Origin of the sequence: Rhodococcus sp. WWJCD1 (genome assembly GCF_002258735.1) — a bacterium.
Classification (GTDB): Bacteria; Actinomycetota; Actinomycetes; order Mycobacteriales; family Mycobacteriaceae; genus Rhodococcoides.
The window spans coordinates 108,400-122,986 of sequence record NZ_NOXY01000008.1 but is presented as its reverse complement, the minus strand read 5'-3'; the positions used below and the strand labels follow the sequence as shown (position 1 = coordinate 122,986).

The window sequence follows — 14,587 nt, the reverse complement described above, 5'->3', positions numbered from 1 at the left end:
TCACAGCATGTCCGGTCTCGCACCGCTCGAGACCGTACCGCTCACGTCGTCTTCGTCATCGACGCTGACGTCGGCGGTGCGGTCTCTCCCGGTTGGCCGGGGGAGAACATCTCGGCCGGCACGGGCACGCCCAGATAACTGGTGGGTGACTTGGCCAAGTCGCCCTTACTGCCCTTACCGCTCGCTGCGCGACGCTTGGTCCAGATGTCGAACGCCACAGCGGCCAGCAGAACCAGGCCCTTGACCAATTGCACTCGCTCGCTGGGCGAACCGATGAGCGACATTCCGCTGTTGATGACGGCGATGATAAGCCCGCCGGTGAGCGCGCCGACGATGCGGCCCACGCCGCCCTGCACTGCTGCGCCGCCGATGAATGCCGCCGCGATGGCGTCGAGCTCGAAGCCGTTGCCTGCGGTGGGGCCCGCCTGATTGAGGCGACCGGCGAAGATGATTCCGGCCAGGGCCGACAGCACGCCCATGTTGACGAAGATCCAGAAGGTCACCGGCTTGACCTTGATGCCGGACAGCGACGCGGCATGGATGTTTCCGCCGATGGCGTAGACGTGCCGACCGAACACCGTCTTGCCGGCGAGGGTGGAGTACCCCATCACCAGGACCGCAAGGAGGATGAGTACGTACGGGAGGTTCTTGAAGCGAGCCAACTGCACCGCGATGGCGAGTACGAGAGCGGCGGCGAACGTCATCTTGATCAGGAACAGCGGCATCGCGTCCACGGTCTGGCCGTACTTCTGCCGACCCGTTCGAGAACGCCACTGGCTGAACACGATTCCGGCAACGGCCAGAATTGCGACGAGCAACGTGAAGATGTCTGCCCCGCCCAGTGGTCCGAGTCCCACATTGCCCATGAAACCGGGCAGAAAGCCGTTGGACAGGGTGCGCACCGGTCCGGGGAACGGCCCGATGCCCTGGTTGCCGAGAACGATGAGAGTGACCGCGCGGAAGACGAGCATGCCTGCGAGGGTGACGATGAACGCTGGAATGCCGAAGTATGCGACCCAATAGCCTTGCCAGGCACCGATCAGGCCGCCGACGATCAACGTGATCAGCACCGCCAGTGGCCACGGCACGTTCTGTTGAACCATGAGCACACCGGCAATGGCACCGGTGGCCGCAACGACCGATCCGACGGACAGGTCGATATGGCCGGCGATGATGATCACCACCATGCCGATGGCCAGAATGAGAATGTACGAGTTCTGCACCACCATGTTGCTGATGTTCTGAGGCACCAGAAGCTGACCACCCGTCAGCACGGTGAAGAGCACGATGATCAGCGCGAATGCGATGAAGATTCCGCTCTGGCGAAGGTTGCGCGTGAGCAACCCCCGCACGGTCGACAACTGATTCATCGAAGTACTCCTGTTCCACGGGTCATGAGATGCATGAGCGATTCCTGGGTCGCGTCCTCGCGAGTGACCTCACCGGTGATGCGGCCTGCGGACAGCGCGTAGATCCGATCGCACAGCCCGAGCAGCTCCGGGAGCTCGGACGAGATCACCAGCACTGCCTTTCCGGCGTCGGCGAGATCGTTGATGATCGAATAGATCTCGAACTTCGCGCCGACGTCGATTCCTCGCGTCGGTTCGTCGAGAATGAGCACATCCGGATCGCTGAAGATCCATTTGCTCAGCACGACCTTCTGCTGATTGCCACCGGAGAGTTTGCCGACCACGGCGGAGACGTTGGGTGCCTTGATGTTCATGCTCTTACGGAAGCCCTCGGCGACCTTGAACTCCTGGTTGTCGTCGACGAAGCCTCCCGTCACCAGTTTGTCCAGCGCCGCGGTGGAGATGTTGCGTTTGATGTCGTCGATCAGATTGAGGCCGTATCGTTTTCGGTCCTCGGTGGCGTATGCGATGCCGTGACGGATGGCATCGTTGACCGACTTGACGTGTATTTCCTTGCCGTACTTGTACAGCCGACCCGAGATGTCGATACCGTAGCTTCGGCCGAATACGCTCATGGCCAACTCGGTGCGTCCGGCACCCATCAACCCGGCAAGACCGACGATCTCACCTCGCCGCAGCGTGAGGTTCGCCTTGTCGACGACGGTCCGGCCCTGCTGGGTCGGACTGTGCACAGTCCAGTCCTCGATGCGCAGAACTTCCTCTCCCACAGTCGATTCGTGAGGGGGAAACCGGTGCTCGAGATCGCGGCCGACCATGAGCGAGATGATGCGATCCTCGGTGACATCCTCGTCTCGCATATCCAGCGTCCTGATGGTCCGGCCGTCACGGATGATCGTGGTTCGGTCGGCTACGGCCGCGATCTCGTTGAGCTTGTGCGAGATGATGACGCACGTGATGCCCTCGTCTCGGAGACCACGGAGAAGGTCGAGGAGATGAGCGGAATCGGAATCGTTCAGTGCCGCAGTGGGTTCGTCGAGAATCAGCAGTGTCACGTCCTTGGACAATGCCTTGGCGATCTCGACGAGCTGCTGCTTACCCACACCGAGGTCGCTCACGACGCTGACGGGGTTTTCCCGCAGCCCTACCCTTTTCAGTAGGGCTGCGGCCTCGGAATTGGTTCGGTTCCAGTCGATGAACCCGCGCTTCGACCGCTCGTTGCCGAGAAAGATGTTCTCGGCGATCGAGAGATGCGGACTCAGTGCGAGTTCCTGATGGATGATGACGATGCCCTCGGCTTCGCTGCTTCGGATGTCGGAGAACTCGCACGCCCGACCGTCGAACACGATGTCGCCGTCGAACGTGTCGTGTGGGTACACACCCGACAACACCTTCATGAGCGTCGACTTCCCTGCTCCGTTCTCACCGCAGATCGCGTGGATTTCGCCGCGATTCACCGAGAGAGTGACATCCTGTAGCGCCTTGACACCGGGAAAGGTCTTGGTGATGCCGCGCATCTCCAAAATCGGGCTCGTCATCGCCGAACTCACTTCAACTGATCCTCGGTGTAGTAGCCACCCTCGACGAGCAGCTTCTCGTAGTTGTCCTTGTAGACGATCTCGGGCTGCAGCAGGTACGCGGGAACGACCTTGTCACCGTTGTCGTAATCGGTGGTGTTGTTGGTCTCGGGAGTCTGACCGTTGAGCATCGCCTGAGCCATCTGGATCGTGACCTCGGCCAGTTGACGGGTGTCCTTGTAGATCGTGGAGTACTGCTCGTCGGCGATGATGGACTTCACGGACGGCACCTCGGCGTCCTGCCCGGTGACGATCGGGTAGGGCTGACCTGCCGTGCCGTATCCGTTGCTCTTGAGTGCGGAGAGGATGCCGATGGACAGGCCGTCGTACGGCGAGAGCACGCCCTGAACCTTCTGGCCCGAGGAATACGTCTTGGTGAGCAGATCCTCCATGCGCTTCTGGGCGGTGGCCGGATCCCAGCGCAGTGTTGCAGCCGTCTCGAAATCGGACTCGCCGCTGCCGATCTTCAGAGTTCCCTTGTCCAGGTACGGCTTCAGGGTTTCCATGGCGCCGTCGAAGAAGAAGGTGGCGTTGTTGTCGTCCGGCGAACCGGCGAAGACCTCGATGTTCAACGGGCCTGCGGGCGCGTCGGCCTTGTCGGTGCCGTCCTCGTTCTTCAGACCGAGACCGACGAGAAGCGACGTGGCCTGATCGACGCCGACCTTGTAGTTGTCGAATGTCGCGTAGTAGTCGACATTGGGCGAGTTACGAATGAGGCGGTCGTAGGCGATGACGCCGATGCCGTTGTCCTTGGCTTCTTGCAGCTGGGTGGTGATGGCAGTGCCGTCCACGGAGGCCACGATGAGAAGCTTTGCGCCCTGGGTGATCTGGTTCTCGATCTGATTCACCTGGGTGGGAATGTCGTTCTCGGCGTACTGCAGATCGACTTTGTAGCCCTGACCCTCGAGTGCACTCTTGAGGTTGTCGCCGTCGGCGATCCATCGAGCCGAGGACTTCGTCGGCATCGTGACGCCGATCAGCGCTCCGGCGGTGCTGCCGCCTTCGGCCGGAGCCTCGTCTGCGGTCTTGGTGCTCGACCCGCACGCACCGAGCGTGAGGGTGCGTGCCACCGCAGCCGCGGCCATGGATAGGTGTCGAAACTTCATCGTTTCTCCCTGTGTTGTGGAGTAGACCGTGAAGCGGGGCCGTTGGGGTGTCCCGTGTGGTTCGCATCACATCAAAACGAAAGTGTGAGCGATAACATCGGCATTGTCAAAGATTTCTTTTTTGCACCTGCGTGAGCGGTGTGAGCGCTAACATCCGGGGCCCCGAAAACTGGCGGGAGCACCCGTCGGACAGGTCAGTGCAGTTCGTGCACCGACTGCTTGCCGCTCTTGAGCCAGCGCCCCGGCAATCGGCCGACGAGCTCGCCGAGCGGGTGCACCGCCGCCGACAGGATCTCGACGGAATCCTGCAGGATGTCGATCGAGATGCTCATGCGCTCGATGTTGGGAGCCACGGACGTCAATGTTTCGGAGAGCTTGACCAGTTGGTCCAGTGGGCCGCCCTTGGCCGTCAATCTCTCGATTGGACCGTCCTCGGCGAGCAGCGTCTCGAGGATTCCGTCTTCGGCAATGGCGCGTTCGATCAGGCCGTCCTGACGTGTGAGCACCTCGAGGGGGCCGTCCGTTGCCGTCAGTCGTTCGAGCGGACCGTTGGTGGCGGTGATGCGGTCGAGCAGACCGCCTTCGGCCAGCAGTCGTTCGAGTGGACCGTCCTCGGCCAGTAGCCGATCGAGCGGCCCACCGGGTGCGAGGATTCGTTCGACCGGACCGCCGGGGGACAACAGGCGCTCGAGGGTTCCGTCCTCGGACGTGAGGCGATCGACGACGCCACCCTGGGCGAGCAGGCGATCCAGTGGCCCGCCTTCCTTGAGTGCATTGCCCAGGGCGCGGTCGTCGGAGGTGAGCTGACCGAGTTGGGCGAGCAGTTGCATCGTGCCGCCGCGCGGATTGGCGAGCGAGGCCACTCCTGCGGTGCCGGACGCGCCGGTGGCCAGCGCCATTCGGGTGGTTGCCAGCGCGACCTCGGCGACGCCGATCGCCTGTTCGGCAATGGCAATTCCGGCGCGCGCGGGCAGTGTGATCGCTGACACCCAGTTCATCGTTTTACTGTAACTGCTCGTAGCTCGGAAAATCAGTGAAGAACTTTCAGTCCCACGACGCATCCGACGATGCCGACCAGAAGCGCGACCTTGAGCAGTGATGCGGCTTCTTCGCCGGTGATCATGGCGTAGGTGACGGTGAGGGTGGCACCGATTCCCACCCAGACGGCGTAAGCGGTTCCGGTGGGCAACGACCGCATCGCGATTGCGAGACCGATCATGCTGAGCACCACCGCGACCCCGAAGACGGCGGACGGTCCGAGTTTGGTGAAGCCCTCGGACTTACCGAGCGCGGTTGCCCAGATCGCTTCGAGAACACCGGAGACGACGAGAATGAGCCAAGCCATGAGAAATCACTCCTTGCACCGTCTTGTCGCTGTTCGGGTACGGTGCGCTCGTCCGATTGTCGGAAGTGACTTGTACGATCGTACCAATTTTGACGGGTGATGGCCAGGAAATGTCGGTGGGTGCCGGCGTGCGCATGTCCGCTCACAGGAACCTCACAGCGAGAGTCCAGCGAACGAGCAGCATCTCGCGCAAAGATGGACACCGTGAGCGAGACACCCGAGGCCCGAGTACTGATCGTCGACGACGAACCGACCATCGTCGAACTGCTGTCGGTCAGTCTGAGGTTTCAGGGATTCGAGGTGGCGACGGCGTCGTCCGGCCCCGAGGCTCTCGACAAAGCGCGTAACTTTCGGCCCGAGGCTCTCGTTCTCGACGTGATGATGCCCGGCATGGACGGGTTCGGTCTGTTGCGCCGACTGCGCGCGGACGGAATCGATGCGCCCGCGCTGTTCTTGACGGCACGCGATTCGGTGGACGACAAGGTGACCGGGCTGACCCTCGGTGCGGACGACTACGTCACCAAGCCGTTCTCGCTCGAGGAGGTCGTGGCACGACTCCGGGTGATCCTGCGCCGGTCGGGCAAGAGCGAGGATGCGCAGCCGTCGCGAGTTGCGTTCGCAGACATCGAACTCGACGACGACACCCACGAGGTGTGGAAGGCGGGGGAACCGGTATCCCTCTCGCCTACCGAGTTCACGCTGTTGCGGTACTTCATGGTGAACGCGGGAACCGTGCTCAGCAAGCCGCGGATTCTCGACCACGTCTGGCACTACGACTTCGGTGGTGAAGTGGGAGTGGTGGAGTCGTACGTGTCGTATCTACGTCGCAAGGTCGACACCGGAGACACTCGCTTGATCCACACACTGCGGGGAGTCGGCTACGTCATGCGCCAGCCGCGGTGACCGGCATTCGAGCTCGCATTCGGAATCTGCCGCTGCGCTTCACTCTGGTCGCAGCGTTGCTGCTCCTGGTCGGACTGGGTCTGCTGGCGTCGGGTGTGGCGGTGACCTCGTCGCTCGAGACGTCGCTGATGCGTCGCCTGGATCAGCAACTGGTCGAAGCGTCCCAGGGGTGGGCGAAACCGGGTGGAGAACGCCCGCCGTTTCCGATCGACGAACCCAGCCCGAATCGACCGCCGACGAACTTCTTCGTGCGTTCCGTGGCGACCGACGGTACCGTCCGCGGCCCGATCAACGATGTGGCCGAAAGTGTTCCGGACCTCTCGGGTGCGCCGTCGGCAACCCCGGAGACCGTCGGTTCCGAGGGCGACCCGTCGAAGGAGTGGCGGGTGATCACGGTGACCAACAGCGAGGGTTCCACCACCGTGGGAATGTCGCTCAGCGCCAACCAGCAGACCGTCAGCAGGCTTGTGGTGCTCCAGTTCTATATCGGCGCGGCCGTGTTGCTGGCTCTCGCCGTGATCGCCTATTTTGTGGTGCGGCGCAGCCTTCGTCCACTGCGTGAGGTGGAGACGACGGCCGCCGCCATCGCTGCCGGAGACCTGCATCGCCGGGTCCCCGAGTGGAGTGAGAAGACCGAGGTGGGCCGATTGTCGGCCGCCCTGAACGGAATGCTCTCGCAGATTCAGCGTGCCTTCGCGGCGACCGCGGCCTCGGAGGAGGCGGCGCGCGCGTCCGAGGACCGGATGCGCCGATTCGTCGCCGATGCCAGCCACGAACTACGAACACCGCTGACGACGATTCGCGGTTTCGCCGAGTTGTACCGGCAGGGCGCGATGAGCGACATCTCGTTGCTGATGACGCGTATCGAAGGTGAATCGGCACGCATGGGCCTGCTCGTCGAAGACCTGCTCATGCTCGCCCGCCTCGACGCCCAGCGGCCTCTCGACATGCGCCGTGTCGACGTATTGACCATCGCAGCCGATGCCGTGCACGACGCCAAGGCGGTATCTCCCGCGCGGGACATCTCGCTGAAGGTGTTGGCGGGGCCGGGAATACCCGAAGTCGACGGCGACGACGCTCGGCTGCGTCAGGTGCTCGCGAACCTCGTCGGAAACGCGGTACGCCACACCCCCGAATCGGCGTCGATCACCGTGTGCGTGGGGACGACTCGGTCGTCGGTACTACTCGAAGTCGAGGACACCGGGCCCGGTCTGGCCGAGGACGAGGCCGCGCACGTCTTCGAACGCTTCTATCGAGCCGACTCGTCGCGGACACGCGAGAGCGGCGGCAGCGGGCTCGGACTGTCGATCGTCGCGGCATTGGTGGCGGCGCACAACGGTACCGTCTCGGTGCGGAGCACTCCCGGAACGGGCGCGAGCTTTCGCGTCGAATTACCGAGGCCGACAGGCTGATTCGTCGGCTTCGCGAGATGGCTCCTCGTTCGATCGCGCCTTCCTGCGCTCGGCGAGTTTGGTGTACGCCGCGGCGGCGAGTGGCGCAGCAACGAGCATCGACACCAGGCGGATCACCTGTACGCACGCGACGAAGGTGACATCCGACCCCGTGGTCGCGGACACGGCGAGCACCGCCGCCAGACCGCCGGGTGTGGTCGCGAGATACCCGGTCAGCATGCTGACTCCGGTGATCGCGGACAGCGCCCAGCCGAACAGTGCGCAGACAACCCCGATCGACACGACCAGCAGTGCAGCCCACGGAAAGATCCGTCCGATGGCACGCAGGCTCGCGACGGTGAAGGCAAGGCCCGCTTGCCATCCGATGACGATGAATGCGACCGGCAACAGCACTGCGGGCACCGAGATGTCGACGGGCCACCCGAGTAGTTCGCAGGCACCCGCGACGATCAGTGGCCCCAGGGTGGCGGGCGCGGGCAGTCGGATCAGCCGCGCGAGCACGATGCCGATGACGACGGCACCGATCAGAAAGGCCGTGCCGACGAACCACGGGGTCGTCGACTGCTCCTGGGTTCCTGCCCCGCCGTCGGTGTCGGTATGGAAGGCGAAGGTGACGATCAGGGGCATCGTGACGACCACGAGTGCGACGCGGAGGTACTGGACCACGGCGACGATTCGCTCGTCACCGCCGAGTTCGCGGGCAATGGAAACCAGACCCGTTGCACCACCGGCAATCAGGGACAGCGCCCCGGTGACGGGGTCGACGTCGCGGTGCAGTGCGAGCAGTGCACCGCAACCGGCGCTGACGACGAGCGTCCCCGCGCCGACGAGAACGGCGGGAATCCAGTTCTCGCCCAACGCCCCGAGCGTGTCGGTGTCGAGCATCAGGCCGATGGTCACCGCCAGCGTGCCCTGCGCTGCCATCGATGCGGGCCGGGGTACCGCAGCAGGGCCCAGGCCGGTCAGAGCGAAAACCACGGCGACGACGAGAGCGGCGAACAGGGACGGTGCCGTCAGGCCCAGGGCTTCGAAAAGGGCCCAGCCCCCGACGGATACGGCTGCGAGGCCGATCCATCGGAGGCTGTGCCCGAGTATTCGCCTCATCCGTTTCGGAGCACTCACGCTCCGGACTTGACCAGCAGAACAGGAACCGGGATCTCGAGCAGCAGACGCTGAATCGTCTGTCCCATCAGGAACTTTCCGACCGTCGAGCGGTGGCGAGAACCGACTACCAGGATCTCGGACTTCTGCTCTTCCACCAGTGTCAGCAGGGTGTTGACGGCGTCGGGATCGGGCCTGCCCACTGCCACGGTCCAGGAGACGGAGTCGGCGTCATCGATGTCGGTGAGGGCCGTGTCCACTGCGGTGGAGACCGCAGCAGTTTCGGCTGCCTCGGCGGACGGCTCGGCCGATCCCGACAGTGCATGCAGGACGACGAGGCCCGTCTCCCGGATGCGTGCTTCTCGAACTGCGGCCGCCAGTGCTGCGCGGCCCTCGGGTGAATTGTTGTGCAGTACGCCAACAGTCATGACGGTTTCTCCTTCAGGAAGGTGGGGTGGGGGATCAGCCGAAGGGGATCTGGCCGAGAACGATGCCGACGGCCAGCATGGCTAGGGACACGACCACCGCTCGCCACAGCACCTTCTTGTGGTGATCGGCCAACGACACTCCGGCGAGGGTGACCAGCAGCAGGATGGCCGGAACCAGCGGACTCTGCAGGTGGACGGGCTGGCCGGTGATCGAGGCTCGTGCCATCTCCACCGGATCGATGCCGTACTTGCTCGCGGTCTCGGTCAGGACCGGCAGGATGCCGAAGTAGAAGGCGTCGTTGGTCATGAAGAACGTCAGCGGGATGCTGAGGATTCCGGTGATGACGGCCAGGTACGGGCCCATGCCGGACGGGATGACGTTGAGCAGCCATTCGGCCATGGCCTCGACCATGCCGGTGCCCTGGAAGACGCCGGTGAGGATTGCCGCGGCGAGCACCATGGCGACCACCGAGACGATGGAGGACGAGTGCCGTGCGATCGCGTCGCCCTGCTCCTTGACCTTGGGGAAGTTGACCGTCAGGGCGATGGAGGCAGCGATCATGAACAGAACCGGAATCGGCAGGATGTCCATGACGAGGATGACGAGCAGGATGACCGTCAGAGCAGCGTTGAACCACAGCAGCTTCGGGCGCAGGGTGTCGCGATTGGGATCGAGGCCGTCGAAGAACTGACCCGACTCGCCCTCGTCCGATCCGCCGGTTCCTGCTCCGCCGCCGCCCTTGCCGCCCTTGCCGCCCTTACGAAGACTTCCGCCGCCGGAGGCGACCAGCTCGGGCTCGTAGATCAGCTTGCCGATGCGGCGACGCTCCATGATGCCCAGGTGGACGGCGAACAGCAGCACGATGATCAGGCCGACGATCATGGACGGAACCATCGGGACGAAGACGTCGGAGGGTGAGATTCCGAGAGCGGATGCGGCGCGAACCGTCGGGCCACCCCACGGGATGATGTTCATCGTGCCGTTGGCAAGGCCGGCGACCACAGTCAGAATCACCGGACTGACACCGAGTTTGAGGTACAGCGGTAGGAGCGCGGAGGTGACGATGATGAATGTCGTCGAGCCGTCACCGTCGAGCGAGACGACCATGGCCAGGATGGCCGTTCCCACAACCAGTTTCATCGGGTCGTTGCGCACGACGCGCAGGATGCCGCGCACCAGTGGGTCGAACAGTCCGACGTCGATCATGATTCCGAAGAAGATGATGGCGAAGAACAGCAGGGCCGCGGTGGGGGCCAGGGACTTGATGCCGTCGGTGATCATGTCACCGATGCCGAGTCCGGCACCGGCCAGCAGGCCGAAGATGACGGGAACGAGCGTGAGCGCGACGACGGGCGTGGCTCTCTTGGTCAAGATCAAGAACATGAAGGCGGCTACCATGAGGAAGCCGAGTATCACCAACATCGTGCACTCCTTCTCGAAATGTGTGAGGTGGGTCCGGTTGGACTACGTGTTGTGACTGAAGTTACGTAACCGGCATCACATGTTCGCCGTTGTGCGCACTACCCGCGCAAGCAACGTAAAGAGCCTTTTGCGCATTGTGCTCGAGCAGCTCGCGCTCTAGCCTTGGCACGTGCGATTGAGGACTCAAGTGCTGTTGCTGCAGGCTGCGTTGGTTGCGGTGGCGCTGGCAGTGGCCTTCGGGGTGTTCGCGATCAGCAGCGGTGAGCAGGCAAGTGAGGAGTACGGCGAGCGGGCACTCGCGGTCGCGCGCACGGTGGCGTCGGATCCGCAGGTGCGTTCGCTCGTCGAGCAGTTCTCGGCCGCGGACACCGCAGGTACCGATGCTGCGCCGGCCGGGGTGTTGGCCGGCGGCGCACTGCAGCGGGCGGGCGAAAGTGCGCGGGAACGCACCGATGCCCTGTTCGTCGTGATCACCGACGATCGGGGCCTGCGTTTGGCGCACCCCGATCCGACCGTCCTGGGGCAACGGGTGAGCACCGATCCGTCGGGTGCGTTGGCCGGCAACGAGGTGGTCGAGCAGGAGCGCGGCACGCTGGGTGACTCCGTTCGCGCCAAAGTTCCTGTGCTGGCGCTCGGTTCGACCGACGTGGTGATCGGCGAAGTGAGTGTCGGCATCTCCACGACGGCCGTGCACACCGAACTGGTGAAAGATCTGATCAACGGCGCGCTGGTGACCGGAGCAGTGCTGCTGTTGGGTGTGCTCGGCTCGATCCTGTTGGCGCGCAGATGGAAGCGGCTGACCCTCGGGCTCGAACCGGAAGAATTGGCCGAGCTCGTGCGTGAGCAGGAGGCGGTGCTGCACGGGATCGGCGAAGGCGTGGTGGCCATCGACCCCGACGGCGTCGTCACGGTGGTCAACGACGAGGCGCGCACGCTGCTGTCGATCGACGGCAAGCCCGGGATGCGTGTCGAGGACATCGGCCTGACGCCCAGATTGCTCGAGGTCATCGAATCGCCGACGGCGGAACCGGTACTGGCGGCTGTGAACGAGGTCGTGGTGATCGCGGCTGCTCGAAAGGTGCTGCGCGACAATCGAGATCTCGGTACGGTGCTGACCGTGCGCGACCGAACCGATGTGGAGGCGCTGACCCGTCAGCTCGACGCGGTGCAGTCGATGTCTGCCGTGCTGCGCGCGCAACGGCACGAGTTCGCGAACCGAATGCATCTGGTCAGTGGACTGCTGCACGAGGGCCATCCGGACCGCGCGTCTGAGTACATCGACGAGATTCTGGGTGTGGGACCGAGATCGGAAGCAGTCGAGGGAATCGACGCCGTGTCCGATGCGTATCTGCGTTCCTTCCTCACCGCCAAGGCCGCGCACGCCCGTGAGAGTGGTGTGCGCCTGGTGCTGGGGGAGAACACCTGGGTCGGCGGCGAATTGGTCGGACCTGTGGATGTCACCACCGTGCTCGGCAATCTGATCGACAATGCGATCGATGCGGCCCGGCTCGGGGCGCGTCGACCTGCCGAGGTGGAAGTGGAACTGGTGCAAGAAGATTCGACCCTGCACATCGTCGTCGTCGATTCGGGTGACGGCGTCTCGTTGACACCCGAGCAGGTGTTCGTCGAGGGCGTCTCGACCAAATCGACAGCGGATACCCCCGGTGGTCGAGGTGTGGGACTGGCATTGAGCAGACAGATCGCGCGTACCCGTGGCGGCGATGTGACATTGGCCGATGTCGGTGGGCAGATCACGGCAGACAACGACCGTGGCGGCGCGGTGTTCATCGCCACGATTGCCGACGCACTACTGATTCAGGAAGTGACACAATGAGAGTTCTCGTCGTCGACGACGACTTCAGGGTCGCAGATCTGCATGCGGCACTGGTGAATTCGCTCGACAACTACGAGGTGGCCGCGGTGGCGACCAGTATCGCCCAGGCGCGTGAGCTGCTGACGGCACAGTCGTTCGACCTCGCTCTGGTCGACGTGTACCTGCCCGACGGGTCCGGTATCGACCTGGTCCGCGAACTCCCGTGCGACGCGGTGGTGCTCTCGGCCGCGGCGGATCAGCAGACTGTCCGCTCGGCGATGACCGCGGGCGCGTGGACGTATCTGATCAAACCGTTCCCGCGCTCGGCGTTGGTCGACCGGCTCACCGGATACCTGAATTACCGCGGCGCTCTGGATCGTTCGGAGGAACTGACCCAGGCGGACATCGACGGAGGACTCGACGCCCTGCGCCCTCGTGCTGCGGCACCGGTGCCGACCTCGCAGTCGGTCACCCGTGATCTGGTGCTCGAAGCGGTGCGCGGTACGGCCGAGCCGATGTCTGCCGGCGAAGTCGCTGCTGCAATCGGAATTTCGCGAGCGACCGCGCAACGCTATCTGGCCACCCTGGTCTCCAAAGGACGGTTGCGGATGCAGCTGCGCTACGGGTCGACCGGGAGGCCGGAGCAGGAGTACTCGTCAGCGCCGGGTGCGTGAGAACGCCACCACCACGGCCCCGAGAACCGATATCGCGGCAGTCACCAGGGCTGCTGTGTTCCAGCCCGTCGTCAATGCCGCTGCGCTGTGATTGCTTGCCGGAACAGCCACCACCGCAACCACGGTGACGCCGACCGCGGACCCGACGTAGCGTGCAGTGTTGTTCGCTCCGCTGCCCATTCCGCCGCGGCCGGCGGGGACGCTTGCCACCGCCTCGCGACCGAGAGCGGCATTGAGTACCCCGCTGGCAATACCTGCTACGAGCAGTCCGGGCAGTAGTCGGGGCCAGGATGCGTTGTCGGACAACCCCGACACCATCACCATTCCTATCGCTACGCCCACCAAACCGACCGCGAGTTGCGTCCGACCGCTCACCGATGCAGGGAGCCTGCGGGCCAACAGAGCGGTGACGACCGACGTCCCGGACCATCCGAACAGCAGCAGGGCTGCCCCGAGAGCATCGATTCCCAATGCGGTGCCGACGAATCCGGGCATGTACGACATCAACGCGATGATCCCGCCGCCGGTGGCGAGTGCCGCGACCGTCGCTGCGAGAAAGGGCGGGTGCCGGAAGAGGGTGAGATCCAGCATCGCCGTCGCACTGCGTAATTCGAGGAACGTGAAAGCGGCCAGCAGTAGTGCGGCGAGGACGAAGAGAACGATGGGAGTCACGGCGGTCCAGCCCTGCCTGCCCTCGACCAACGCGGCCAGCAACGAGGCTATGCCGGTTGCCAACAGCAGCGCGCCGACCGGATCGAGCCCGCGCGGGGCGTCGGACCTGGATTCTTCGACGAGTAGGTGCGCGGCGACGGCGAGTGCGACCGTGGCGACGGCAAGAACCACATAGGCCTCGCGCCAGCTCGCCCAGCGATCGAGTAGGGCGGCCAGCAACGGGCCGAGAGCAATGCCGGCACCGACGCTCGCGCCCCAGACTCCGCTCGCTTTTGCGCGCACGGGGCCGGCGGGGTGAGTGTGGGCGATGATGCCCAGGCTCGATGCGATGACCGCGGCACCGCCGAGGCCCTGAAGGATGCGGGCCAGTACGAAGATCAACGTGTTCGGAGACACGGCACTGATCAGCGTGCCGACGGCCAATACCGCGGCCCCGAGTGCGAAGGTGCGGCGACGGCCGAAGTCGTCGGCGACAGTCCCGGTGGTGAGCAGTGCGGCGGCGAGACCGATGCTCATCGAGCTGAGAATCCAGGTACGCCCCGCTGCGTCGGACATAAGATCTGCCGCGGTGCTGTTGATCGTCGCGAGCGGGGCGGTGAAGGCCATCAGGGTCAGCAGGGTGCCGAGGGCTGCGATGGAGAGTGCTCGGGTGCTGTTCGTCGTGCTGGTGGGCGAAAGTGCACTGTCGGTCATTGTCGTCCTTTTGGTCTGGTGATCGAACTGTAAACGCCCAACTTGGTTCGGTCAACAGACTGTACGATTACCT

General features: G+C 64.2%; 13 protein-coding genes and 1 riboswitch. Of the genes, 4 read left to right on the top strand and 9 right to left on the bottom strand.

The features are described 5' to 3' along the window. Positions 1-41: 41 nt before the first annotated feature. From mmsB to CH286_RS04635, 5 genes are all read right to left on the bottom strand, one after another. Positions 42-1,370, bottom strand: a complete 1,329-nt coding sequence (gene mmsB, locus CH286_RS04655; protein ID WP_032405721.1) for a multiple monosaccharide ABC transporter permease — start codon at positions 1,368-1,370, stop codon at positions 42-44. Then, positions 1,367-2,905 (bottom strand): multiple monosaccharide ABC transporter ATP-binding protein, encoded by a 1,539-nt coding sequence (gene mmsA / locus CH286_RS04650; RefSeq protein ID WP_094608562.1) that lies wholly within the window; start codon positions 2,903-2,905, stop codon positions 1,367-1,369. The genes mmsB and mmsA overlap by 4 nt, the downstream gene beginning before the upstream one ends. 8 nt (positions 2,906-2,913) lie before the next feature. Continuing rightward, positions 2,914-4,050, bottom strand: a complete 1,137-nt coding sequence (gene chvE / locus CH286_RS04645; RefSeq protein ID WP_094608487.1) for a multiple monosaccharide ABC transporter substrate-binding protein — start codon at positions 4,048-4,050, stop codon at positions 2,914-2,916. A gap of 194 nt (positions 4,051-4,244) precedes the next feature. After that, positions 4,245-5,048, bottom strand: a complete 804-nt coding sequence (locus CH286_RS04640) for a hypothetical protein (protein ID WP_032376325.1) — start codon at positions 5,046-5,048, stop codon at positions 4,245-4,247. A 32-nt stretch (positions 5,049-5,080) separates the two neighbouring features. Then, positions 5,081-5,395 carry a DMT family transporter gene (locus CH286_RS04635; RefSeq protein WP_032376326.1) on the bottom strand — a complete coding sequence of 105 codons (315 nt, stop codon included), beginning with the start codon at positions 5,393-5,395 and terminating at the stop codon, positions 5,081-5,083. Between the two features lie 12 nt (positions 5,396-5,407). Then, positions 5,408-5,470, bottom strand: a riboswitch (guanidine-III (ykkC-III) riboswitch). A gap of 120 nt (positions 5,471-5,590) precedes the next feature. Between CH286_RS04635 and CH286_RS04630 the strand changes: the two genes are divergently transcribed. Both CH286_RS04630 and CH286_RS04625 read left to right on the top strand, forming a co-directional pair. Further along, a complete protein-coding gene (locus tag CH286_RS04630; RefSeq protein ID WP_032376327.1) occupies positions 5,591-6,298 on the top strand; it encodes a response regulator transcription factor in 708 nt (235 codons plus the stop codon). Next, positions 6,295-7,710, top strand: coding sequence for a sensor histidine kinase (locus tag CH286_RS04625; protein WP_277950833.1), 1,416 nt, complete (start codon positions 6,295-6,297; stop codon positions 7,708-7,710). Before CH286_RS04630 ends, CH286_RS04625 begins: the two co-directional genes overlap by 4 nt. Here the strand turns inward: CH286_RS04625 and CH286_RS04620 are convergent. Genes CH286_RS04620 through CH286_RS04610 form a run of 3 tightly spaced genes read right to left on the bottom strand, consistent with a single transcriptional unit; the run spans position 7,690 to position 10,662 of the window. Continuing rightward, positions 7,690-8,814 carry an AbrB family transcriptional regulator gene (locus CH286_RS04620; protein WP_052078008.1) on the bottom strand — a complete coding sequence of 375 codons (1,125 nt, stop codon included), beginning with the start codon at positions 8,812-8,814 and terminating at the stop codon, positions 7,690-7,692. The two genes, CH286_RS04625 and CH286_RS04620, sit on opposite strands and share 21 nt — an antisense overlap. A gap of 14 nt (positions 8,815-8,828) precedes the next feature. Continuing rightward, positions 8,829-9,239: a universal stress protein gene (locus CH286_RS04615; protein ID WP_094608485.1), complete on the bottom strand. Its 411-nt coding sequence runs from the start codon at positions 9,237-9,239 to the stop codon at positions 8,829-8,831. 34 nt (positions 9,240-9,273) lie between these two features. After that, positions 9,274-10,662 (bottom strand): CitMHS family transporter, encoded by a 1,389-nt coding sequence (locus CH286_RS04610; RefSeq protein WP_094608484.1) that lies wholly within the window; start codon positions 10,660-10,662, stop codon positions 9,274-9,276. A 169-nt stretch (positions 10,663-10,831) separates the two neighbouring features. Here CH286_RS04610 and CH286_RS04605 point away from each other — a divergent pair, with 169 nt between their 5' ends. Further along, the gene (locus CH286_RS04605; protein WP_094608483.1) at positions 10,832-12,496 is read left to right on the top strand and encodes a sensor histidine kinase; all 1,665 of its coding nucleotides are present in this window, start codon (positions 10,832-10,834) and stop codon (positions 12,494-12,496) included. After that, positions 12,493-13,149 (top strand): response regulator, encoded by a 657-nt coding sequence (locus CH286_RS04600; RefSeq protein ID WP_094608482.1) that lies wholly within the window; start codon positions 12,493-12,495, stop codon positions 13,147-13,149. The genes CH286_RS04605 and CH286_RS04600 overlap by 4 nt, the downstream gene beginning before the upstream one ends. On the opposite strand, the gene CH286_RS04595 is transcribed toward CH286_RS04600, so the two are convergent. After that, positions 13,132-14,514: an MFS transporter gene (locus tag CH286_RS04595; RefSeq protein WP_094608481.1), complete on the bottom strand. Its 1,383-nt coding sequence runs from the start codon at positions 14,512-14,514 to the stop codon at positions 13,132-13,134. The two genes, CH286_RS04600 and CH286_RS04595, sit on opposite strands and share 18 nt — an antisense overlap. Positions 14,515-14,587: the final 73 nt, after the last annotated feature.

Coding starts and splice junctions, on each gene's coding strand:
- mmsB (WP_032405721.1), bottom strand. CDS start 1,370: ATGAATCAGTTGTCGACCGTGCGGGGGTTGCTCACGCGCAACCTTCGC.
- mmsA (WP_094608562.1), bottom strand. CDS start 2,905: ATGACGAGCCCGATTTTGGAGATGCGCGGCATCACCAAGACCTTTCCC.
- chvE (WP_094608487.1), bottom strand. CDS start 4,050: ATGAAGTTTCGACACCTATCCATGGCCGCGGCTGCGGTGGCACGCACC.
- CH286_RS04640 (WP_032376325.1), bottom strand. CDS start 5,048: ATGAACTGGGTGTCAGCGATCACACTGCCCGCGCGCGCCGGAATTGCC.
- CH286_RS04635 (WP_032376326.1), bottom strand. CDS start 5,395: ATGGCTTGGCTCATTCTCGTCGTCTCCGGTGTTCTCGAAGCGATCTGG.
- CH286_RS04630 (WP_032376327.1), top strand. CDS start 5,591: ATGGACACCGTGAGCGAGACACCCGAGGCCCGAGTACTGATCGTCGAC.
- CH286_RS04620 (WP_052078008.1), bottom strand. CDS start 8,814: ATGAGGCGAATACTCGGGCACAGCCTCCGATGGATCGGCCTCGCAGCC.
- CH286_RS04615 (WP_094608485.1), bottom strand. CDS start 9,239: ATGACTGTTGGCGTACTGCACAACAATTCACCCGAGGGCCGCGCAGCA.
- CH286_RS04610 (WP_094608484.1), bottom strand. CDS start 10,662: ATGTTGGTGATACTCGGCTTCCTCATGGTAGCCGCCTTCATGTTCTTG.
- CH286_RS04600 (WP_094608482.1), top strand. CDS start 12,493: ATGAGAGTTCTCGTCGTCGACGACGACTTCAGGGTCGCAGATCTGCAT.
- CH286_RS04595 (WP_094608481.1), bottom strand. CDS start 14,514: ATGACCGACAGTGCACTTTCGCCCACCAGCACGACGAACAGCACCCGA.